Source organism: Acinetobacter sp. TAC-1, assembly GCF_029025845.1.
GTDB classification, from domain to species: Bacteria; Pseudomonadota; Gammaproteobacteria; order Pseudomonadales; family Moraxellaceae; genus Acinetobacter; species Acinetobacter guillouiae.
Genome location: NZ_CP118893.1, coordinates 1 through 23,982 on the forward strand (window position 1 = coordinate 1; position 23,982 = coordinate 23,982).

The window sequence follows — 23,982 nt, forward strand, 5'->3', positions numbered from 1 at the left end:
ATGAGTAACATAGTATATAAAGATAATAATTTGGTTGAAGCATCGTATTCACTAAATCTATCTGAGCAAAGGCTAATATTAATTGCGATCATTGCTGCTCGAGAAATTGAGAAAGAACTTACTTCTGATACTATACTTACGATTCATGCTTCTGAATACATGAAACAGTTTAATTTAGGACGTCAAGCATCTTATGAAGCGTTACAATCTGCATGTGATAATCTTTTTGAACGGCATTTGAATTATAAAGCAGTAGATCCTATAACTGGAAAAATAGGAATATACAAAAGTAGGTGGGTTTCAAAAGTTGGTTATGTTAAGGAAGAGGGATGCGTCCAACTAATTTTTGCACCAGATATTATCCCCTTATTTGTAAAACTTGAAGAAAAGTTCACAAGATATGAACTTAAACAAATCTCACCACTTACAAGCATTTATGCTATTCGCCTGTATGAGTTACTCATACGTTGGAGATCAACTGGTAAGTTATATATTTCTATAGATGAGCTTAGATCAAAACTCGGATTGATAGAAGATGAATATAAAAAGATGGGAGACTTTAAAAAAAGGGTTCTTACCGTAGCTTTAAATCAAATTAACAAATTTACGGATATTACTGTTTCTTATATACAAAAAAAGGAGGGAAGAAATATTTCAGAATTACATTTCATGTTTGAAGAAAAAGAACAAAATAAAACGAGTACAAGTGCTCCTTTAGAGCCAACTTATAAATTGACAGCTAAGCAATGTATATTCTTTGCTAAAAAGCTATGTGATATTACTAACTATCCAAAATTTGGTAATGATTTCGCACATCGTGGAGAGACTCTAGAAGACTTTCAGGAAAGGATATCAAGTGATCTTCTTGATAGCGATAATGTTAGAAAGTATTTTTCTTATTTGTTAGAAGTTGGTTATGCTCCTAAATACAAGAAGTAACCCTTTAGTTAATTGTCACTTTAAACAAAAGACCACGCCCTTTCATACTAAGTTTTTAATTAAGATTGCTTTCATGTGATTTTAATATGAATTAGCATAAGTTACATAACTTATGCTGGTTAAGTAACCACCTATCCTGCCTTTATAATTTATTGCTGCAGTTCTCATCATCATTGGAATAAGTGGACAGATTCCTGACACGGAATACTATAACTGAGGTCACCTAAATAGGATGCATAAGTTATGCAAGTTACGCCACTTAAATAAGTTAAGGCGCTAAAGCGATAAAAGCTACATGATAGCCAGTACTGAGCACTGGCGATCTAAGTCAATGCTGCAGTTCTCATCATCATTGGAATAAGTGGACAAATTCCTGACATGGAAATTGCAGCGAGATTGGCTAAAGTTACTGCACTGATTATCAGTCGAGATGTCGTTATTGATTATGCCTTATACGGAACTCCAGAATTAGCCCTCGTTGCGAACAACAAAGCCAGAAATCCTGCAGTTCCGCGGACGCTGATAAGTAGACAGATTCCTGACACGGAATACTATAACTTACATCACTTAAATAGGATGCGTAAGTTGTGTAAGTTACGCCACTTAAATAAGTTAAGGCGCTAAAGCGATAAAAGCTACATGATGGTCAGTACTGAGCACTGGCGATCTAAGTCAATGCTGCAGTTCTCATCATCATTGGAATAAGTGGACAAATTCCTGACATGGAAATTGCAGCGAGATTGGCTAAAGTTACTGCACTGATTATCAGTCGAGATGTCGTTATTGATTATGCCTTATACGGAACTCCAGAATTAGCCCTCGTTGCGAACAACAAAGCAGAAATCCTGCAGTTCCGCGGACGCTGATAAGTAGACAGATTCCTGACACGGAATACTATAACTGAGGTCACCTAAATAGGATGCATAAGTTGTGTAAGTTACGCCACTTAAATAAGTTAAGGCGCTAAAGCGATAAAAGCTACATGATGGCCAGTACTGAGCACTGGCGATCTAAGTCAATGCTGCAGTTCTCATCATCATTGGAATAAGTGGACAAATTCCTGACATGGAAATTGCAGCGAGATTGGCTAAAGTTACTGCGCTGATTATCAGCCGAGATGTCGTTATTGATTATGCCTTATACGGAACTCCAGAATTAGCCCTCGTTGCGAACAACAAAGCCAGAAATCCTGCAGTTCCGCGGACGCTGATAAGTAGACAGATTCCTGACACGGAATACTATAACTTACATCACTTAAATAGGATGCATAAGTTATGCAAGTTACGCCACTTAAATAAGTTAAGGCGCTAAAGCGATAAAAGCTACATGATGGCCAGTACTGAGCACTGGCGATCTAAGTCAATGCTGCAGTTCTCATCATCATTGGAATAAGTGGACAAATTCCTGACATGGAAATTGCAGCGAGATTGGCTAAAGTTACTGCACTGATTATCAGTCGAGATGTCGTTATTGATTATGCCTTATACGGAACTCCAGAATTAGCCCTCGTTGCGAACAACAAAGCCAGAAATCCTGCAGTTCCGCGGACGCTGATAAGTAGACAGATTCCTGACACGGAATACTATAACTTACATCACTTAAATAGGATGCGTAAGTTGTGTAAGTTACGCCACTTAAATAAGTTAAGGCGCTAAAGCGATAAAAGCTACATGATGGTCAGTACTGAGCACTGGCGATCTAAGTCAATGCTGCAGTTCTCATCATCATTGGAATAAGTGGACAAATTCCTGACATGGAAATTGCAGCGAGATTGGCTAAAGTTACTGCACTGATTATCAGTCGAGATGTCGTTATTGATTATGCCTTATACGGAACTCCAGAATTAGCCCTCGTTGCGAACAACAAAGCAGAAATCCTGCAGTTCCGCGGACGCTGATAAGTAGACAGATTCCTGACACGGAATACTATAACTGAGGTCACCTAAATAGGATGCATAAGTTGTGTAAGTTACGCCACTTAAATAAGTTAAGGCGCTAAAGCGATAAAAGCTACATGATGGCCAGTACTGAGCACTGGCGATCTAAGTCAATGCTGCAGTTCTCATCATCATTGGAATAAGTGGACAAATTCCTGACACGGAATACTATAACTGAGGTCACTTAAATGGGATGCATAAGTTATGTAAGTTACGCCACTTAAATGAGTTGAGGTGCTAAAGCGATAAAAGTGGCACTGTTGGAAATATAGATTTAAGTCGATGATTTTTCCTTTAAAAAAAGTACTTAAAGACGGCTTTGTTGCACAAAGCTGTTTGTAAGGTCTGATTCAGCAATATAATTTCCGAATGAAGAAGCCAGCAACTAAAATCTACCGTACAACGAATTGGTCCGCATATAAACTCAGTGCGAGAAACTTTCAGAGCCAAGTGAATGAGATAACACTAAATATAAAAAAATGGAAGAATAATTTACTAAGTTATTGTTTTTAAGTTGATCCTTGTTTTATATGGGGGTGATAATAACTTCTGATTACTAGTTTTTACCTTAAATATACCGATTGAAAGATTCATTTAAAGGCTATGAATACATGAGTTTTACAGTTTGGCTAGGTCAGCATGAGTACTTTTCACAAGATTTAAGATCGACCATGAACGTGATTAAGTTATAGGGGATTGATGAAATAGTTTTTATGAATTTCTGGCTTTCTGGGCTGATTTTATCAAATTCATGTCTATGCAAAATTGCGACATATTTCTCGTGCTGGTAGTTATCCAGAGTTTGGTCTGCATCTATCCATAGTGCAGACCTTTTTTTGGTGACAGTTTTTTCTTAGTGATTTTCGATCTGGATGTAGTGATTTCACGTTTGCAGAATATATCTTGGCGGTGATCCATCTAATATTCGTGATTATAAAGAGAGCTAATTCACAGGTTCTACAGATTATGTAGCGACTAACTATATCAAAGTCTATTTGCAGTTGATGGTTGGCGCTTAGTTTATATTTACGCTTAGGTTTCAGTTAAAAAATCAATATTCTGTTGAATCCGTGATTGAATCATCTGTAGGGTAGATTCTCGAATTTGATGGGGATACAGGCGCTGCGCAATTTGACTAAATTGAAGTGCAATTTCACGCATGGTCAAGATGATCTCATCGACTTCTAGAGTAGTCAGATTAGCTTCTGAAGTACCGAGTTTATGTATGTCATTTCGGGAAATATTGAGCGCTTCTCCCATAATGTCCATTTGATGATAACCACCTGGACCCTCGCAGAAGGTCACATCATAGGCTGGAGCCAATTTCCATTGACCATTTTTCTCCATGAGAAATGAAAAGTTCTTAGTATGGTCATCCCGATTATTGAAAAGCACATTAAACACAGCACGTTTAAAAGCATGCAATCTTTCTCGTACATCTTGCGTACACATCAAGGTTGCCCGGAGAAAATTGCGATAGTCTAGGCTACCTGGAACTTTATAGTCTGCTCCTGTATATGCAGCCAAACTCTGCATTGGAATCCGCATACCATTTTGACGATCGAATCGTTTAGAAGCAAAAGCCGTTAAACCATTGGGCAAATTAAAGAAATGGGTATCTGGAGTCTCAATTGCACAAAGTCGCAAACATTCTGCATAGACGGCTTCAATGGCGCAGACTTCAGGATGCTCTTGCTGAGCAGGAAACTTAATCAGCCAGGCTTCATGTTGATCAGAATCTTGAGTCGAAAACTCTAAATTGACAGGATCTCGGTAAACCAACGCTTTTGGTCTGGCACCTTGAGGGGAGCCACCCATGACCAATAAATGCTGTAGAAATTCACCACCTTCACCTTTGAGTACTTCTTGAACTTCCTGGGCCAGTTGTTGTAAAGGGATATTTTCTGAGGTTTGCATGTCAGCAACACAAGGTTCAAAGGAGAGGGCACCCATTGCGTGACTACTAATATAGGTCAGACGCTCCAAAGGTCCAATTCGTGCTGAATTTAAGCCAATTTTTTTGAAATATCGATCCATCAACATCATGCCCCAACCATCTGGTAAAGCGTCATAGACTGGACCTGGGAGTCCCATTTGATGAGTAGGAAAACCTTGTCTGAATGGTAGACCTTTTAAAGGCAGCAAGTAAGAAGAGAGCTCAACACCTTGCTGTATTGCTTCTGGACTATATTCAAAAGCAATGGTGGGTCTACCTGTCGTGGCTGTTGAACTAATCAGCGTTCCCCATAACCATGATTCGCCCCAACCGTTGTAATAAACATTAAGTCTATTGAGCATTATCCCTTCCTCTTAATACGGTGGCGCTTACTTTGACTCTCATAGCGAAGAATGTCATTCACACTGTTAAGCTGAGGTTTAAATAGTTCCTGAAGTTCGTTTAATCGACCCAAGACCATTGCAATACGGACTAAATTTTCAACAGATACATTTCGTCCCGCTTCAAGATTCGAAACTGTATTCACGCCGACACCAGCGCGTGCTGCTACCTCAGCTTGAGACATCTCCAGAAAGAGTCGTTGCTTACGTAAACGCTCACCTAAAAGAGTCACAACTTCTTCTGGTTTAGTGAAATATAAATCCATTAAATTGGGTCTTAAGAATGAATAATTTAATTAAATCACAAAATAATGGAATTAATCTATAGCTATAGTGTGGCTAAGGAGGGCTTTGTTGCACAGCACATCAGAAGGGTAGGTATAGTCCTTGGGTATCGGTTACAGAAAATCATCAGGATGTACTTTGACTGATTGTTGATACGGAGATTTCAGTATTTTCATTTTTCCTAATAGGTCACATTACTTAGAAAGGGTTCTTCGAAAATTAGTTCATACTTTAAAAATCCTATAAATATTGAGGATATTTTCTTAATGCTTTCAATATAGCATGCGGCTATATGTAACTCGAACGGGCTTAATCTGCCTTTCAGTATAAATTTTTTGGGCGTGAGAGGGGAGAGGTGTGAGGGCAAGCAATTTATATCGTGGATACTTCTAAATTACTTATGTAATAGAAGGTGGTAAACATGGATTTAGAGGTAATAACACTAAATATAAAAAAATTGGAAGAATAATTTATTAAATTATTGTTTTTATGTGGTTATTGGTGATGTTATGAATAATAATAACTTTTTCTTGATGAATTTTACCTAAAAAAATTGATCAGATAATTTTCTTTAAATGTCATGCATACATAAATTTGACAGTTTGAAGGGATCGGTATGTGCATTTTTCACAAGGTTAAAGATCGACCATAAATGTGATAAACGGCAGAGGATCATTGAAAAATGAATGGATTTAAACACTACATGTATGCACGAAAAAAAGTATCGCTGCGGTTCTGCTGACAGGCTGTATTGAGCATTGAATGCAAATGATGTAGTAATTGTCTACAGGCTATAGGACCAGCATGAAGAAGAATGAAATGTAGTTGCCAATTTATAACCTTGGTTGAAAAGCATAGCATTGTTATTCGGAGAAGTGAGGTAAGCCATCCTTCTCTTATTCATTTAAAATGATTCTTACTCAACTGATCTCGACTCATGGGCTGGTTCCAATTAGACGGATAATAACTTCCATCCCCTATCTTTTTCTTACCACATTTCTTGCATTTAATCCCTTCTTTGGAGATTTGATTCAGCATCACTGTTGTCGGTTGAATCAAATCAATGACATAGTTCGTTGGTTCAGGAAAAGCAGAAGAGGCTGCTTTATTGCAAAAGAGAACATTCGGATCAAATGGATTGGATTGCACAAAAGCCATGATACAGCCACAGAGTAATTCACCTGCATGTAATCTGTAACATCCATTCAGGTCATCAGACGAAGATTAATCTGAAATTTAAGCACTAAACGCCATAAATCTATGTATGGGCAGACTTTTTTGAGACATATGTTGATAAACATGCGGCAAGTTACATTGCTTAAAAGTCTATCTAAGTTAACGATCTATTCAATTCTGGATAAGTAATCTGAATATTACGATCCTAAATTACCCGAAGAGTATTAAGATTTCTAAGAATCGTGATTGTTGGTTTATTTGGGAAATTAATCAGTGGATTGAAGCAAAGATGATGGCTCATTAAGGATTGTGGGCTTCGACTACTTAAATTTTAGGTATTTTGAATAAAGCATATTTCAAAAATCTTAATTAATGGATTTAAATTACCATAAAAACCTTCAATATTGGCTTGAATCCATTGTTGTTGAGAGTCAATGCGAGACCAATCAATACCATAACCACAATGAGCAATCAGATGCTCAAAGAAAATCCGTTGTGTACGTCCATTACCTTCACGGAATGGGTGTATGACATTAAGCTCACAATACAAGTCGGCAAGTTGAGGAATCAGTTGTTGTGGTGCTAAGCCTTGAAAGTATTTTTTTTCTTGAAGCGTTTTGAGTAGTTTATTGGTTTCAATTTCAATACGGGAAAAATTACAAAAACGGGTGTCACCTTTGGAAATATCGATTTGTCTTAACTTTCCTGCCCAGTCGTATAAGTCGCCAAAGAGCTGCGCATGAATTGATTTTAAGTATTGTAAGTCGTAAGGTGGTTCAGCATATTCAATTAAGTTACTTGCCAATCCAGACAGTTCTAGTTCAGCTTGTTCTAAAATTTGTTCATCATGAATATTGAGTTTGTTCTTTAGGATATTTGTGCCAGGGTAACAATACAGGCTGTCACCCATTTCCCCATATTTATCCATACATGCACCTGACTAAGTTTCGGGTTGCGAATACTTCTTATATTTTTGCAAGATTTCAGCTTTACTTTGTTGAGTTGTTTGAGCTGTCGTTGTAATGCCTTCAAGCTTTAGGCTGGCTTGATAGTTTTGCGCACGTGTCGCTTGAATATATTTTTTTTTCTGTTCAGTGGTTCTGAGCATTTCGAAACTCCATTGATGCTACACGTGAAGTAAGTATAGCAGAGAATCTTTTTGATCAATGCTGCATACACAGCATTTCAAAATGTAATACAACGGTATTGTTTCATGTAATAACAGAAAACTAAAAAAAAGTGGAAGAATTTTTAAAATTTAGACCACCCATGATAAGTAAACCATATGTATTTGTTGATAATTGTAATTTTGAGAAAATTTAGTTGATAAATTAAATGAATTTTAATATACAAAGATATGCTCATTTTTTATATCGATAAAAATGTTAAAATTTGACTATTTAGTAAAAAATATAGAGATATTTATGGGGCAATTTATCATGCCCTTTTGCTTTGAGCGACAAAATGTTCAATTTAAGATAGTAAAAATTAACTCAGAACTACTGAAAATCAAAAAGATTAAACAGAGCCAGAAAGTAGTAGTACAAGCAAAGTTCAAAATAATCTATGTGAAAATTTGGCAAAAAATATTGCTATTAATGCAAACGGAGCCATGCTTACGTGTACATTCTAATTATGTTGCAATCTTACAGTTGATACATAATCTTGATGATTTTATCGAAAAATCACAGCAACACTTGTGCTTTGAGAGAAAAGCTCAGAAAGAGCTGGATGCTAAATTTTTTGCTAGATTTTTTAAGCTGACAAAGAGTTCAATAAAAGATCAACTTTTACCAAATTGTTCAGATCGTAATGAATTTAACCAATGCAATTTGATAAAAAATTAAGCGAAAGCGAATATGCCAAAGATTGAAACAGAAGAGCAATTCTTAGATTTAGCAGAAAAATTCCAAAAAGATTATTGTTTATTACGCAATCATGTTGTGAATACACAATTTGTCGATCTATCAGATGATTTACGTGAAAAAGCCCATGCTCTATATAAGGAAGCACAACAGATATATGGCTATATATCTAGTTCTAGACAATTAGGTAAATATTATTATCTAGCTTCTTTAAGTTATTTTGCATGCCCGACTACTAGTAATACTCAAGAGCTGTCGTCTGAACGTTATTTGATTCTACAAGCGAGTTTTTTAACATATCGGCAGTATCAAGAATTTGCAAAAATTGATAAAGCTGAGAATAAGCAAAAACATGTTTGTGATCTCTTTCGCTATGTATCACGATATGTTCTGGATTCTAATCATGCTGAATTATTTCAAGAATGCAGTGAGCTACTAAATCGCTATGTCATGTACGAACGTAACTTGAAAAAGGAGGATCGTAATCAACTTTTTAATATTAAAGATTTCAAACAAGTACAAGCCATAGAGTATTTATCGGCTCTATTAATAATTTTTAAAAGACTTGATGATCGTCGTGTTGTTCATCGTCAGCGTAAGTCAAAAAAAAGTAAAGTTTTGCAATGGCCGACGAAAAATGAACTCAAAAAATTTCGTGAAATTAAAACGGGTAAGCAAGTAGATATTGGACATAACGCAAAGATCAGTATTTATGATGCCGCTCTTCACAAAGATGAAGAGGGTGAAGTTGATCTATTAGATCCTGAAATGGAGTTTTATTCAGAAGATGAAAAGTCTAAAAATTTAAATTATATACTCAGCGATAATGCGACGCATCTAATGCGGCATCGCCAGCGCCGTCATGCTCCTTTTGTTACAAATCCACATTATTTGGCGCCAGATATACTGAAGCAAATTGTTTATGTGTTGAGAACCGAGTTATCCGGGCACTGGAGGGATGCTGCAATCGCTGCAGCATGTTTATTGTCACTTTTGACGGGATTATCACCCGTCGCACTGATGGATTTTAACGAGCTTATTCAAGATGGAATTTTGATCCAGAATGGTTCAAGTAGACGTCGCGAATATTTACTCAAATTAAATCTTAAAATTACAGAGCAGAAGATTAAGAGCTTAAATCATGTGCGGTGGAATGAAGTGATGACACATCAACTACATTTACCTTCTGCTTGGTTTGACTATATAGAACAAGCATCGAATCCACTAATTTCATCAACACACATTAATACGAAACTTAAGAATTGGCTTGATAATCGGTTTGTAGGTTCGATCACTGTAGAAAAACTGCAGGCTCAATTATATTTTCATATATATTATGAAACATATAATGAATATCTTGCTCATGTAATTGCTGGGCGGGATAGTCAGCATCACATGCCTGGTATCTATTATGGCGGGCTACCGAAAACTCAACTCAGTAGCACATATCTAGCCTTTTTAGAAAAAGCACTTACACCACATTCCACACATTTTACTGAAGACACGGCTGAACTAAAAATATTGCAACAACAATTCAAAGTGCAATCTGCATTATCTATAGGAAGGATAGGGAGCCAACTGGCACTTGAACCCAATTTTGTGAAAGAGCAATTCCATATTTTACATAGACATTGTCACGAAAACATCCAAGAAGATAAGCACATTATTAATCAACTTAATGCATATGCGTGTTGGATGTGGCATATCAGTTTGTTGAGTTTGGCAAGTCGGCCTAAAAAAAACCTGTTGGGGAATTTGGATGATTATTGTGTTGAGCTCAAGCTTTTATATGTGAATGATAAAAAAAATAGTAAAGCAAGAAAAGATGGTCGTTTTATCCCTTTATCTGATTTTTTCATAAAAACACTGCAAAATTACACTGCCTTTTTAGAACAAATTATTGAAGCGTACGGTTCATTTTTTAGACAAGTCTTTGCAAAGAAGAAGATAACTGTAAATGATCTTTTTGGTAAGGTCATTTTTAGTAAAGATATCTTGCCGATAACTGTCAAAGAATGGCAGAGCAGGAAAATTAAGTTAATCCCTTTATCGAGAAAATGGGTGAATTCATATATGCAAGGAGTCTTTCCAAAGAATATGTATTCGAATTGGTTACGTCATTTTGACATGAACTTTTTGATGCATGAGCAGCAAGAGGGTAAACCAGCATTAGCTTTTCACTTAATTCAGGCCCTGTATGGTCATGACCAACGTGACCGAGAGGCTTTTCATCCGCATTCTTCACTTATCCCGAATGTCTATGTACAGCAAGCCCGCCAGCAATTGCAAGATAATGTCAAATCTTTATCGATTAAACACTTAGAGCGAAAATAGTTGTATGCAAAAAATCAAAGAACTAATAAAACCACAACTAGATGATCTATTTGTTGATATTCATAAAATGGTGAAAAAGTCGCTAGATAGACAGCCTTCTCCACCTGAAGTATTGACGAAAGAAATGCAGCAAAAACTTGATCAGCAGATCGCTGAAAAATGGCATGACATTAAAGATAGTGTTGATTGTTTGAGTCAAAAGTTGAGCCGAGACGAACAATCAAAACTGATGCAATTTACTGAAGATGAATTTAATAAAAGAAGGAAGCAATTCAACCAGAATGTAGATAAAAAATCATACAGAATTAAGCTAAATCCACATACTAAACGGATCGTACTGCCTAGAAAAATTGAGAGTACAGAGTCACGGTTAGAACAGGGGCATCTACATATCCATGTACTTAAGGAATTAAGGCAGTATTGGCAAGATTCATTTGAATATTGGAATGAACCAAAGTACTTATGGGGAAATTTATGCTTAAGTTTTATATATATTTCAGGCTGTGCAGATGAACAGCATTTGATTGCTATTCAGAAGCAATTGCAGGAGGCCATTGAGCTTGGTACAGATCTGAATTGTTTTCGGTTATACCATTCGGACTACAAAAAAATCACTAATCCATTGTTACTACATTATCGTGTTGAAAACTCTCAATATGGCAACGATGTAGAACAGGGAAAGTTGTACCAATGGAAACATGTTTTTTTTAACCCATATGCGCAGTTCATTTTGCAATATTTAAAAAAGTTGAAAGCTACTCAGAAAGAATTTTGTCTGCAACATTCAGTTGAAGATTGTATTTTAGAAAGCTTGAGTAAGATAGGCAGGAAAAAAAGTCTTGGGGATCTGCAATATCAAATTAAACGCCGTGGATTTCGTGCATTTAATGATGTGCAAATGGTACTCGAATTTAATCCAAACCTCAGCATAGATATATTTTTGAGTAATGTGCTTCAGCAAGAGATTAATACTGTTGCTTTAAGGCCATCCGAATTTAGATTGCTGTGGAATAATGATTACAATCAAGTCACAGAACCAGATAATCGCCCTATTCATTTTGAACAAGAGCAGTTACTTCCTGAAGTTCCGACTGTTCAAAGCAAATTACAAACGATTCCGTATGAGTTGATGTTGTTTGGTCAAAAGAAACGTAAAGGTCAAAAAGTTGAGCGTTTAGATAAAAAGAGGAATAAAGAAGAACGCACGCTACGTTTTTGGCAAGAAACTAGAAGGGTGTTAGAGGAGAAGATAGTTGATGCTAATACAGAGGAAAAGTCTTTAATTGATGCTCAACTACGCTTAATTCACTGGTTAATGCATTTAAAAAAACGAGGGCTTCAATTATCAACTATTGAAAGCTACTTAGGATCGTTTGGCAAAGAATTTATATTTGAGATTTGGCTCAATAAATTAGATTTAAAGCAACAATCCATAGATGACTATGAGGATTTATATCGGCAGCTATTGAAATACAGCAGTGAACGTGATGAAAAAGCAGTTCAACGAGATTCGGTGAAAGGAAAAACCTCTCGTAAGATGCACCAAAGCGCAGAATACCGTTTTGGTCGCCTAAAAGATTTTCATCAATTCTGTATAGAGAATTATGATGCTCCAGGGGTATTGGTGCTACAGAATTCAAGTTTTAAGCATTTACAAATTTGCAATGCACGGCTAGTGAGTCCTTTGCTATTTGGCAAATTATTGGAAAAACTAGAAAATTTAAGTCAAGAGCCAACGGCATCAGAGTGGGTCGATCATCTGAGTTGTTTAAAGCTGATGTATTTACTAAGTTATAGAACTGGACTTCGATTAAATGAAGTTCGTTGTCTTAAAATACAAGATATTATTTGCCCAGAGCTACTTTATAAAGAAAAAGAAAATACAGTTTTTAATAATATCACGCTTCATATCCAAGACAATTCATATCGCCGTCTGAAAACGCGAAGTGCGAATCGTCAAATACCATTGAAAATTGCATTGTCAGAACATGAGTTTTTAGTAGTACAACGTTACATACAACATCGTTATGAGCAATATTTGGTTAATCAGCAGGATGATCTACTTTTTAGTGTGAATCATCGTGTATTAACTGATCAATGTATCAGCAAAATTACAGTAGATTTGTTTAGTCAAATATTAGGTATGCATCATGGCTTTAGTTTTCATACATTACGCCACAGTGCTGCTAACTATCTAGCAATAACTTTGCTCGGTTCAAAAGAAATGATCAAGACCTACACAGATTGTCCTTGGGTAAAAGCAAAAAAGATGAGGGATTTATTGTTTGGTATGAAAGCACGTGCTCAAGAAGAGATTATTCAACATAAATGGCAGGTGCTCGCCTCTTGGATGGGGCATAGCAGTATTGAGCAAACGGCTTCAAATTACCTTCATGTTTTGGATTTATTAGCAGTCGATCGAATTTATAATTCGCCGTGTATCATTTCAAAAAAAGTATTAGAACAGTGTTTTAGTCCAGTGAAGTCAAGTACAGACTACATAAACCTAAATCGTTATACTCAGCAGCAGAAATGGTTTAATTCTTATCAGCAAACACAGCCAGTTACGATGGCTGGCCGACAAGAAAAGAAGTTTAGTATAGAGAAGAGTACTCTGACACCTTTTCAACGTTTGATAAGTTTTAGAGAAGGTCGTTTAAGCGAAGATACCCAAGCTCAAGAATGGATGCAACGATGTCAATGGATGAGCACTAAATGGATGGATCGCCAAAAATTTAATTTAAAAACGAATTATGTTTATAGTAAGAATTTAGAAGAGAGTTGGTTTGATGAACTTTACGAAAAGGCTAAAAAACTGACTCGTCCAGATGAAATAATTCCTCTCCTTGATTTTCATTATAAAGATGATAGGCAGCAAGATGCACTGAAAGAAAAGAACATGGTTAAGGCGCTTAAAATATTATTATTATTTGGAAAACTGCGTAAGAATTTTCTACATTTTCAATGCCGAATGAAAGGTGATGAGCAACAAATTGTTAATTTTATTACTGGTATAGAGCCAATGTTAGGAGATCATCTGTATTTAGAAAAACAAAACTACCCAGTTAATTTGGATGCTCCTGAGCGAACCGTTAAATTTAGTTTTCAAAGAGTTGTCGGCTCTAACAAAAAAAATGTTACTCCGCTGGTTATATTTAATTTAATGTTAAAAATGATGCAAAAAGATGAACTCTGGTTGAAATAGCCTAAGCAAACTAAAAGGGGAATTGTTTAAAAATCTCTCTGGTTATAAGTAAACTGTCTTTATGAAAAGCATCATACTAACTTTGATTCATAATAAAGGGAATTTAAAAGCTTTAGCATCACAATTTGGTCACTGGATTTTAGACAATAGTGTAAAGATTAGCACTTTGGTAAATCGATGAGCTAAAGTGTTGTAGTCCAAACTCGATCTGACAATTACCCATTTTTTAGTGTGCCCGTCAGGTTAAATTTGAACTGAATTTTTCTCAGCCCAAATTCATTTCCAATCAAGTTATGTTTCAAGTGGCGTGCGAACACTGCACAATTTAATTCACGGTGCCTAAGACAGGTATCAACTTCGGACCAGCCATTCTAGCTTTGCTAATGATTTCCACCAGCTCATCATAAGTCAGTTCAAACTTATCCTCACTATCAAATACATAGACCATATTCTTGCCTTCATGTTCAGGTGGAGTAGGTGGTACAAATCGTTTCGGGATAAGAATTTGTGCGAGTTGTTCGTCAGTTAATTTAAATAAGTGCATGTTTTTATCCTACTCTTGGTAAGTCAGACCATTTGGTTAAATACGAAGGTGATCTAAGGTTTTGATTCATGTGCCATGTGGCTTCTTTATTGTTGGCAATGCCTAGCGTGACGAGATTCTTCCCAAACCGTTCACTGATGGCTTCGATGGCATCTGAAAGCCTTTCTCGCTCTTGCTTATGTGAATAGTCCGTGAATAGATCGGGCACAAACTTGGATTGATCTGTAATTTCGAGCAGCACGATTCCCGCCTTTTTATACTTAAAGCCTTTCTTAAATATCTGATCGATGCCTTTCATCGCGGCCTTGGTGATGAGCAGTAGATCATCCGTATGCTCATGCATTTGAACGACGATGTAAGGCGAGTAGCGCTCTGTCTTATCAAAGCGACTGGTTTGGATATACACGCCGATCATCTTGCAGATTGAGCCATCTTCCCGCATTCGTTTCACGGCTCTGGCCACATAAAGCCGAACCGAAGCTTTAATGTCATCCATTTCATACACTGGGTTGCCATATGTTCGCTTTGGCAAGTGAACTTTAAGCCGTATTCACCAAAACCGATCTTGAATCGGGCATAAGTGAATTTTACAGTGTGGGAGATTTGGTCAGTAGCGTTTGAGTCAATTTCGAGCGAATAAAAACGTAAGCGATTGATGAGCGAAAGCCAAAGTTGTTGGTGTAAGGCGGTACGAAGCACTAGAAAAACCAAATAGGTGGGCCTGGACAGCTCACCTGAATCAACGTCTTGGCGGATGTTGAGTTTTAAGAGACTTGTGGTAATGCGGTACAAATCCAAAGTTGAGTTGGCAATGCCAGTAAAACTTCGGTCTACAGGACAGCATATTTTTGCTGCTCTGTAGTTCTCCAATCACACCCCTTTTTTGAGGGGTGTGATTCTTCGTTCCTGATTCCTCAAAAGCATCCAATTTTCTGCTGAAAATCGGCACAGCAATTTCATTGTTTTTCTTCTCAAAAGCCGCTCTATTTTTTCGCTTTTGATCTAAATTATTTTGCGATTTCTTTTATATATTTTTAAAGCTTTTAAAGCTTTTAAAGCTTTTAGCCAGCCTGTAACCATTGCAGTGTAACGATTACAGCGTCCATAAGACTACAGATTCCGACCTTAAAGACGACAGATTCCGACCTTAAAGACGACAGATTCCGACCTATTGACGACAATGTTTTATTAAGTCAGTATAACGCTATAGTTTAACGGATGCGTTTAATGGCTAAGGAAAAGAAATACGGTTTAAGTACCGTTGCACAAAGCAATAAATTGGTCGAAGCGATACACGGCATGACGCTCACTGAAAAGCGACTTTTCATCCATGCTAGCGGTCTAGCGCGACAGCAAAATTTGAAGGAAGGAGAAGTTCTAACCATTAGGGCGGACGAATTTGCGCGAGAATGCGGCATTGAAAGCCATACTGCTTATGAGGGATTGCAGGATGCTGTAGATCGTCTTTTTGGTCGCTATTTTAGTTATACAAGTGGTGCGGGTAATCCTGTGAAATGCCGCTGGGTGTATCGTTTGGAGTATAAAAATGGCATGGGGCAGATAGACGTTTCATTCCCTGCCGAAGTGATTTACATGTTTACCGTATTCAATAAAGATAATCCGTTTACGACTTACGACCGTAAATATATTCAGCAAATGACCAGTGTTTATGCGATTCGTTTTTATGAACTTTTTATGCAATATCGCTCCATTGGAAACAGAACATTAGAGTTAAATGAAATAAAAATAATGTTCCAGCTTGATGAAAAATATGATCGAATCTTCGATCTAAAAAAACGGGTTGTTGATGTGGCACTAGAACAGATCAATCAACACACCGATTACACCGTGACTTACGAACAGGTGAAGCGAGGACGTACTGTCCATGCGCTAAAATTCTTTTTTGTGCCTAAAAAGCCAGTAATTGAGCATAAGAAAGTCAGTAAACCTAAACCACCTCGAAACATATCCGCGCTTGCGGGTTTTGAGTCGGTGCTATTCAAAGAGATCACGGTAAATCATCCTGAAATTACCGAAAAATACGTGCGTGACTATGCTGAACAGTCAGGGTTTGTAATGGTTCAGGCATTGCAAAAGATCAAAGCGGACTACAAAGCGGCTGAAGAATTTAGTCTAGAAAAAACTGATTGATTTATGGAGACTACCTGTCAGAATTAACAGGTATGGTTAGTCCCATAAAAAAAACGCCAGCAAGGGGTTGCTGGCGTATAAAATGAATCTGCATTGACATGCAGGTATTGCCTAATTTATCAGGATTGATCCATATGTTGCATATCAAAATAACGATTTACAAAAACGAAATTAAAAAGCATCTCCCTGCCCTTATGAGTCTGCTCGGCACACTTATTTTTATGGCCGCATTCTTCGCGCTATCCGTTCACTTTAACGCTGCAATTGTCAAATGTCACTAAAAACTGACCCACTATTTGCATCTAAAATTGACCCACGTAGTTGTTAAAATATTACAGTCGTGAAACTCAATTAATTGATGGCTAACTCCTCCTGATCTATTTTGGTTTGTCGTGGTTTAGTTCGCTTTGTTGCAATTCCCTTGGTACTCGATTCTTTAAAGCGCCAAGACTCATTGCCTGTTTCGACGATATGACAATGATGCGTTACCCCCGCCAAAATAGATATCCATAGTGCGATATGTAGTTGCAGAGTGCCTAACAATATTACTATCTAGGAATATTTTCATGGCCATGCCTAACGAGGCTGTAGCGAAACTCCCAGCCGAATTTTACCCATTAAAGCGGTCCAAATAACAAACATATTTCATGCTGCTATTCAAATTCCAGCTCACTAAAGCGCAACAACTTCGCTACTTTTCAAATAGCCGCGCATCACCAAAAATAAAATATTTGTACTTCGAGTTTTGCTACAACTTCAACGAGTCTGTAGTAAAAGGAATCCGTAAAGACACTTATCCACAGCACTCTCTGTATTGATTAGTAGTAGGTTAAAAGCCACGCAAACGATTTTACATAATCGCCACTTATGAGTAGTGACGTAATTTTAATGTGTCTCGACCTATTTTGAGCCTTCCAGCTGCGTTCGGCCAGAAGCGGACGCCAGGGTGTGCCTTAAAATCCTGCTAAACCCCTCCCAGCTAGCTCCGCCAATTACCGGCGCCTCACTGCATACCAATTGGAAGTCTTATAGCCAAGCGTTTGAGTGCGATTGCTAATTGCTCGCAATAAAACTGTAACATTGAGTCGTTATGCTCACCTCATTATCTGATTTCGTAATCAAAAATAAAGATTGATTACAACAACGAGGGTCTGGCAGCAATGATTCAACTTCAAAATATTACCGTCCAGTACGGACAAATGATTGCGTTGCATCCAACTTCACTCACGTTTCAACAGGGACAGTTTTCAGTGTTGCTCGGTGCCTCTGGTGCAGGCAAATCAACAATGCTCCGTTGTCTTAACCTGATGCAAAAACCCACTAACGGCAATATAAACATTACAATGTTAGGTTCATTGTTGGACAAAAAAATATTGCAAGAGCATCGTCGGCGTACTGGCATGATATTCCAGCAGCATCAATTAATTGGTCGACTTTCTGTTTTGCAAAATGTGCTAATGGGTAGACTAGGTTATCACTCGACGCTTCGTACTCTTTTTCCTCTATCGAAGGAGGATCAATCTATTGGATTACACAGCCTTGACCGCGTTGGGCTACTTCACAAAGCACTCTCACGAGTGGATGAGTTAAGTGGCGGTCAGCAACAACGCGTGGGTATAGCTCGGGCATTAGCGCAGCGACCGGCACTTGTTTTGGCAGACGAGCCTGTGGCAAGCCTTGATCCAGCAACCGCCAACAAAGTCTTGGCGCTCTTACACCAGATATGCAAAGAAGACGGCATAACCGCTGTAGTCAGCCTACATCAAGTCGATCTCGCTAAACGCTATGCTGACCGAATCGTCGGTCTGGCTCATGGCAAGGTTGTGTTCGATGCAATACCAGCGGCTCTGACACAAACGCATGTAACTGAACTCTATGAACAAAAAGCGCAATTGAATTCAAACATTCCAAATATTACTCATAACCATTGTTTAACTTAAGAACTGAGGAGAAATAACCATGAAAAAGCTATTCGCTGTACTGGCTCTAATATTGTTTAGCCTCTTAGGTAGTGTCACATATGCCGCACCTAATCCTGACCCCGGCACATTAAAAGTTGCTCTCTTGCCTGATGAAAATGCATCAACCGTCATTAAAAATAATAAGCCTCTAGAGATGTATCTTGAAAAAGCTCTGGGCAAAAAGATTGAGCTTATTGTTACCACTGACTATTCATCAATGATTGAAGCAATGCGGTTCGGTCGTATTGATCTTGCATATTTTGGGCCCTTGTCTTATGTATTGGCCAAACAGAAAAGTAAGATTGAACCATTTGCAGCAATGCAACAAAAAGGCACAACAACTTATCAGTCAGTGCTAATTGTGAATAAGGCGGCGGGCATCAACAACATCACAGATATCAAGAAAAAAGCCGTTGCCTGGGGTGACAAGGCCTCTACATCCAGCCACCTGATCCCCAAATCAATGCTTGCTGATAAAGGATTATTTGCCGGAACGGATTACAAGGAGCATTTCGTAGGCGCTCACGATGCAGTGGCGATGGCAGTTCAGAATGGACACGCGCAGGCCGGTGGTCTGAGCAAGCCCATTTTCAAATCGCTCGTTCTGAGCGGCTTGATCGATCTAAACAAAGTGAAGGTCTTAGCGGAGTCAAAACCGTTTCCTCAGTACCCATGGGCTATGCGCTCTAACTTAAAACCAGAGCTTAAAGAAAAAATTCGTGCTGCCTTCCTCGATTTGAAAGATCCGAACGTGTTGAAACCATTCAAGGCTGAAGGATTCGGGCCTGTAACAGATAAGGATTACGATGTCGTGCGTGATTTAGGTAGTTTGCTAAAGCTAGATTTTTCCAAGTTCTAATTTTTTGAGGTCTCTACAATGAATACGAACTTCGAAGCCATATTGTCAGAGCAGCGCCAAAGCTGGAATCGAGTAGTTAGGTATGTGATATTGATTTTAGCTATTGTCGTCGGATGTTGGTATTACGTTGGTCTATTTGATGGTGAGCGTTTAGGCGAAGGCGTGCCAAGTCTTGTTAGTCTCATTGGTGAGATGTTCCCTCCCAACTTTAGTGAGTGGAGAGCATGGGTCAAGCCAGTGCTCGATACCTTAGCCATGAGTATTGCTGGAACCGCCATCGCTGTGCTTTTGTCCGTGCCCTTGGGTATTTTGGCTGCACGCAATACCAGTCCACATCCAGCGGTCTATCAGGCTGCGCGTGCTCTGTTAAATGTGTTGAGATCTGTTCCTGAGCTTATTATGGGTATAGTTTTCGTGGCAGCTGTCGGCTTTGGTGCACTGCCGGGTGTGTTGGCATTAGGCCTGCACTCAATCGGCATGATCGCTAAGTTTTTTGCGGAAGCGATTGAGCATACAGATCAAGCACCAGTTGAAGCTGCGCAGGCCGCAGGTTGCAGCCCGCTACAAGTGATATTTCATGGCATTTTTCCGCAAGTATTACCGCAAATGGCCGACACCGCGATTTATCGGTGGGAATACAATTTTCGCGCCTCAACGGTGATGGGAATGGTCGGTGCCGGCGGTATAGGTTTCGAGTTGATAGGATCGCTGCGTCTTATGCAATACCAAGAAGTATCCGCGATATTGCTGGTCATTCTTGGGATGGTGACGCTAGTTGATACATTCAGTTCATTCTTGCGTCGCAAGTTCAAGTAGCTAACCCATATAAAAAATCCGGTATACACATGAGGGTCCACATGAAACAAAAAATAGTTCTTACCCACTGGGTTCATCCTGAAATTATCGATTATTTACAATCTGTTGCGGATGTCGTTCCCAACATGACCCGCGATACTATGTCGCGCGCAGAATTGCTGGAGAGAGCAAAGGATGCTGACGCACTGATGGTATTCATGCCTGACAGTATCGATGATGATTTTCTTGCGTCCTGCCCTAAATTGAAGATTGTAGGTGCAGCACTCAAAGGCTATGACAACTTTGATGTCGATGCTTGTACCCGCCGTGGTATTTGGTTCAGCATCGTGCCGGACCTTCTGACCATCCCAACGGCGGAGCTGACAATTGGATTGCTTCTTGGCCTGACTCGCCATCTGGCCGAGGGGGATCGCCGTATCCGAACTCACGGATTTAACGGGTGGAGACCGGAACTATACGGAACGGGTTTAACAGGACGCACACTCGGAATCATCGGTATGGGTGCGGTCGGGCGAGCGATTGCGAAGCGCTTATCGAGTTTTGATATGCGGGTGCTTTATTGCGATGACATCGCCTTGAATCAAGAGCAGGAAAAGGCCTGGAATGCACGACAGGTGAGTCTCGATGAATTATTAAGTAGCAGTGACTTTGTTGTACCTATGCTGCCAATGACGCCGCAAACTTTGCACTTATTGAATGCAGAAACAATTGGCACAATGCGCACAGGAAGCTACTTGATCAATGCGTGTCGTGGTTCAGTTGTCGATGAATTAGCTGTTGCCGAAGCACTTGAATCTGGAAAATTGGCGGGTTATGCGGCAGATGTTTTCGAATTGGAAGAGTGGATCCGTGTTGATAGGCCAACAGCTATTCCGCAGGAGTTACTGACCAATACAGCGCAAACATTTTTCACCCCACATTTGGGGTCTGCGGTCGACGACGTGCGTTTCGAAATCGAGAAACTAGCAGCCAATAATATCTTACAGGCACTGACCGGCCAAAGGCCATCCGATGCTATCAATAATCCAATTTTGGAAGGCGTTAATTGATCAATCTTGAACGCGTAGTTACTTTTCTGGCTGTCGTGAATCGGGGTGGCTTTCGTGAAGCAGCCAAGCACACAGGGCTCTCACAGTCAGCTGTGACTCAGCATGTTAGGCGCCTAGAAGAGTCGCTGAGTGTCAATCTGATTGTGCGAAACAACGCAGGTTGTACGCTCACAGAGGAAGGCAAAGTGTTTTTGCCTTATGCGGAAAACCTAGTGCGCACCGGATCCAGAGCGTGCGCATTATTCGACACAAATCGTCTTGTAATAGGCGCGAGCTCGAATATCGGCATCTATGTATTGCCACCGCACTTGAGGCGGTTCAAGAAAACAGCAACTTGCAATTTTGATGTAGTCATTGGCGATAATCTTACCATTGTGAAAAAACTGGAAAACTTTGAAGTCGATGTGGCCATTATGGAATGGTGGGATCAACGAGAGGGATTTGATGCATGCGTTTGGCGAAGTGAAGAACTAGCTGTGATTGTGCCGGTGGAGCATCCGTGGGCCAAATTGGCGAGTATTCCATTAGATTGGCTGAAGGGAGAGAAATTGCTGGGGGGAGAAACAAGTAGCGGCACAGGGCGTCTGTTACAGCATTTTTTCGGAAGCGTGGCAGATTCTATTGGTGTATCTATGCAGCTTGGAAGCACAGAGGCGGTTAAACGGGCAGTACAGGCAGGCTTGGGTATTTCATTGGTGATCTCTTCGTCTGTGGTCGATGAGTGCGAGAGTGGTCGACTAAGAAGCGTTAAAATTGAAGGGATCACCCCCTACAAAAATCTTTACGTTATTTGTCGTAGCAATATGCTTGAAAATACACCATCGGCACATTTCAAAAAATTTCTACTTCAGTAGATGGATGGTATGTTGTTTATGCCAACAGTTAGAAAGTGTGAAGTTTGCCGTGACATATCATGATTTTAAGTTGATGGTAGCATTTTATTCATTTGCGTTATTTCTCTAGAAGGTAGGCGTCTAAATACTAAGTTTTCTACCTTTAAAAGGCCATATCGAACATCCACTTTAATCTGCGGTATCAAGAGAAGATTATTTTTTGCGAACATCCGCTTTGGGCACAACTGAGCCGGTTCTGGTGCTTTGAAATTAATTTAGATCAATTGCATCGCATATCCACCAGCTAACGTGTCCGTTAGTCTCACTAGCCCCTTTTCGGGTACATCTAGTGTGTCAGGTGCTTAGGCTCTAGCGCAAAAGGCGTACTCTTAATCTTCTCAAGACTCGCCTGTATCCAACCTGCTTTGGTCGCCTGATCATCACTGTGGTCAATGTCCGCGTCATTCAAACCTGATATGTGCTGAATTAGCAGGAGACTTTCACTTGGGATATGCTAGGCAGCTAACCGATAAAAGTTCTCTGCTATTTGATTTGGCGTTTTAAAATCCAAACTCTTTTGAATTCTTCGCTGATTATAAAATAACACAATGTATTTTGTAATATCTGCTTTAGCTTCATCTCTGGTTTTATAGTTGCAATGATGCACTAATTCATTCTTGAGTATGCCCCAGAAACTTTCAATCGGTGCATTATCGTAACAGTCCCCACGTTTGCTCATTGAACCTTGAAAATCACATTTTTCCAGTATCTTTCGATATTCATGGCTGCAATATTGGCTGCCTCTGTCCGAATGAATAATTAAGCCTTTCGTTGGTTTTTGATTACGAATCGCCATAGTCAGTGCATTGCAAACAAGTTGTGCGGTCATACGCTCATTTAAGCTATAGCCAACCACTTGTTTCGTGTACAGGTCTTTTACTGCTGCCAAGTATAACCAACCTTCAGCAGTCCAAATGTATGTAATATCGCTTGACCATGCAAGATTGGGCTTAGTCATTGAAAACTGTTGCTCTAGTAAATTTGCGTAGATCGCTCGATTATGATCACTCTTCGTAGTTCTTTTGAAACGCTTATGACGCTTACAATACAGCTGGTTGAGCTTTTTTATTTGACGTACAGCATACGTACTGATTTTGATACCTTGCGCTTGTAAATGCTTAGTTAATCGAATATAGCCATAGCTTTGTTTAGTTTCCTCATGAGCTATTTTGACCAAAATTGTCTGTTGATTTCGCTGAACCAATCTTTTATTCATGCCTCGTTTTAGCCAATCATAAAATCGTGACACTGAAACGTGAAGTAATCTAGCCATAAAGCTAATCGGGAATAAATATCTTTGCTGTTTCATATAGGCGTACCTTACTGACTTTCTTTCGCAAAGTACGCTGCTGCCTTTTTTAGAAATTCACGTTCCATTTCAGCTGTTTTGAGCTGTTGTTTGAGCTTTTTATTTTCTTCGAGTAAGGCATTTAGATCAGGTGAATATTGTTTAGTGCCTGCTAAGGTGCCAGTCTTTGCTTTATTATTCCAATTTGAAAGAGTTTGCATTGAAATGCCAAGTTGTCTGGCTGTTTCCGATACATTGCCTTGATTGGCTTCAATCAATTTTATTGCTTCAACTTTAAATTCTGCGGTGTAAGTCTTCTGTTTCTTGCTCATGGTAAACTCCTG

20 protein-coding genes and 1 pseudogene are annotated in these 23,982 nt (G+C 39.0%); 12 read left to right on the forward strand and 9 right to left on the reverse strand.

All coding sequences use genetic code 11. The features are described from left to right. The 3 genes from repM (at position 1) to PYV58_RS22330 (ending at position 2,836) form a co-directional block, all read left to right on the forward strand. Complete coding sequence (gene repM, locus PYV58_RS22320) at positions 1–939, forward strand: replication initiation protein RepM (RefSeq protein WP_002046604.1); 939 nt, start codon at positions 1–3, stop codon at positions 937–939. Between the two features lie 722 nt (positions 940–1,661). Further along, complete coding sequence (locus tag PYV58_RS22325) at positions 1,662–1,805, forward strand: hypothetical protein (protein ID WP_153565456.1); 144 nt, start codon at positions 1,662–1,664, stop codon at positions 1,803–1,805. A gap of 887 nt (positions 1,806–2,692) precedes the next feature. Then, the gene (locus PYV58_RS22330; protein WP_153565456.1) at positions 2,693–2,836 is read left to right on the forward strand and encodes a hypothetical protein; all 144 of its coding nucleotides are present in this window, start codon (positions 2,693–2,695) and stop codon (positions 2,834–2,836) included. Positions 2,837–3,907: 1,071 nt separating this feature from the next. Here the strand turns inward: PYV58_RS22330 and PYV58_RS22335 are convergent. From PYV58_RS22335 to PYV58_RS22355, 5 genes are all read right to left on the reverse strand, one after another. Next, positions 3,908–5,173 carry a type II toxin-antitoxin system HipA family toxin gene (locus tag PYV58_RS22335; protein ID WP_000934717.1) on the reverse strand — a complete coding sequence of 422 codons (1,266 nt, stop codon included), beginning with the start codon at positions 5,171–5,173 and terminating at the stop codon, positions 3,908–3,910. Continuing rightward, entirely contained in the window at positions 5,173–5,478 is a 306-nt protein-coding gene (locus tag PYV58_RS22340; RefSeq protein WP_000366814.1) for a helix-turn-helix transcriptional regulator, read from the reverse strand. Before PYV58_RS22340 ends, PYV58_RS22335 begins: the two co-directional genes overlap by 1 nt. Before the next feature lie 919 nt (positions 5,479–6,397). Then, on the reverse strand, positions 6,398–6,655 hold the full coding sequence (locus tag PYV58_RS22345) for a hypothetical protein (RefSeq protein ID WP_004726728.1): 258 nt from the start codon (positions 6,653–6,655) through the stop codon (positions 6,398–6,400). 349 nt (positions 6,656–7,004) lie between these two features. Further along, positions 7,005–7,601: a putative adenosine monophosphate-protein transferase Fic gene (locus PYV58_RS22350; protein WP_004826955.1), complete on the reverse strand. Its 597-nt coding sequence runs from the start codon at positions 7,599–7,601 to the stop codon at positions 7,005–7,007. A gap of 12 nt (positions 7,602–7,613) precedes the next feature. Further along, entirely contained in the window at positions 7,614–7,781 is a 168-nt protein-coding gene (locus PYV58_RS22355) for a YhfG family protein (RefSeq protein WP_002125865.1), read from the reverse strand. A gap of 274 nt (positions 7,782–8,055) precedes the next feature. Here PYV58_RS22355 and PYV58_RS22360 point away from each other — a divergent pair, with 274 nt between their 5' ends. The 3 genes from PYV58_RS22360 to PYV58_RS22370 are packed head-to-tail and all read left to right on the forward strand — an operon-like array spanning position 8,056 to position 14,077. Then, positions 8,056–8,520, forward strand: coding sequence for a hypothetical protein (locus tag PYV58_RS22360; RefSeq protein ID WP_000911011.1), 465 nt, complete (start codon positions 8,056–8,058; stop codon positions 8,518–8,520). 12 nt (positions 8,521–8,532) lie between these two features. Beyond that, a complete protein-coding gene (locus PYV58_RS22365) occupies positions 8,533–10,872 on the forward strand; it encodes a hypothetical protein (RefSeq protein ID WP_002058482.1) in 2,340 nt (779 codons plus the stop codon). A gap of 4 nt (positions 10,873–10,876) precedes the next feature. Further along, complete coding sequence (locus PYV58_RS22370; protein ID WP_006582679.1) at positions 10,877–14,077, forward strand: site-specific integrase; 3,201 nt, start codon at positions 10,877–10,879, stop codon at positions 14,075–14,077. A gap of 325 nt (positions 14,078–14,402) precedes the next feature. On the opposite strand, the gene PYV58_RS22375 is transcribed toward PYV58_RS22370, so the two are convergent. Continuing rightward, positions 14,403–14,621: a hypothetical protein gene (locus tag PYV58_RS22375; RefSeq protein WP_000550047.1), complete on the reverse strand. Its 219-nt coding sequence runs from the start codon at positions 14,619–14,621 to the stop codon at positions 14,403–14,405. Between the two features lie 4 nt (positions 14,622–14,625). Further along, positions 14,626–15,144: pseudogene (locus tag PYV58_RS22380) on the reverse strand (DUF4113 domain-containing protein); the annotation flags it as partial. A gap of 704 nt (positions 15,145–15,848) precedes the next feature. Here PYV58_RS22380 and PYV58_RS22385 point away from each other — a divergent pair. Then, positions 15,849–16,772, forward strand: a complete 924-nt coding sequence (locus PYV58_RS22385; protein ID WP_004777687.1) for a RepB family plasmid replication initiator protein — start codon at positions 15,849–15,851, stop codon at positions 16,770–16,772. Between the two features lie 351 nt (positions 16,773–17,123). Here PYV58_RS22385 and PYV58_RS22390 read toward each other — a convergent pair whose 3' ends face one another. Then, positions 17,124–17,270, reverse strand: a complete 147-nt coding sequence (locus PYV58_RS22390) for a hypothetical protein (protein ID WP_009389218.1) — start codon at positions 17,268–17,270, stop codon at positions 17,124–17,126. Positions 17,271–17,932: 662 nt separating this feature from the next. On the opposite strand from PYV58_RS22390, the gene phnC reads away from it, so the two are divergent. The 5 genes from phnC to PYV58_RS22415 are packed head-to-tail and all read left to right on the forward strand — an operon-like array spanning position 17,933 to position 22,311. Beyond that, complete coding sequence (phnC, locus tag PYV58_RS22395) at positions 17,933–18,712, forward strand: phosphonate ABC transporter ATP-binding protein (protein WP_009389228.1); 780 nt, start codon at positions 17,933–17,935, stop codon at positions 18,710–18,712. 19 nt (positions 18,713–18,731) lie between these two features. After that, positions 18,732–19,592, forward strand: a complete 861-nt coding sequence (gene phnD, locus PYV58_RS22400; RefSeq protein ID WP_009389226.1) for a phosphate/phosphite/phosphonate ABC transporter substrate-binding protein — start codon at positions 18,732–18,734, stop codon at positions 19,590–19,592. A gap of 18 nt (positions 19,593–19,610) precedes the next feature. After that, positions 19,611–20,408, forward strand: a complete 798-nt coding sequence (gene phnE / locus PYV58_RS22405; protein WP_004757464.1) for a phosphonate ABC transporter, permease protein PhnE — start codon at positions 19,611–19,613, stop codon at positions 20,406–20,408. 41 nt (positions 20,409–20,449) lie between these two features. After that, a complete protein-coding gene (locus PYV58_RS22410) occupies positions 20,450–21,457 on the forward strand; it encodes a phosphonate dehydrogenase (protein ID WP_004757466.1) in 1,008 nt (335 codons plus the stop codon). Further along, positions 21,454–22,311, forward strand: coding sequence for a LysR family transcriptional regulator (locus tag PYV58_RS22415; protein WP_009389225.1), 858 nt, complete (start codon positions 21,454–21,456; stop codon positions 22,309–22,311). Before PYV58_RS22410 ends, PYV58_RS22415 begins: the two co-directional genes overlap by 4 nt. A 493-nt stretch (positions 22,312–22,804) precedes the next feature. Here the strand turns inward: PYV58_RS22415 and PYV58_RS22420 are convergent. Continuing rightward, positions 22,805–23,970 (reverse strand): IS3-like element ISAba21 family transposase gene (locus PYV58_RS22420; RefSeq protein ID WP_085947552.1). Its coding sequence is split into 2 segments (ribosomal slippage): positions 22,805–23,712 and positions 23,712–23,970, totalling 1,167 coding nucleotides; the frame shifts between segments, so codons are not numbered across the junction. Between the last annotated feature and the right edge of the window lie 12 nt (positions 23,971–23,982).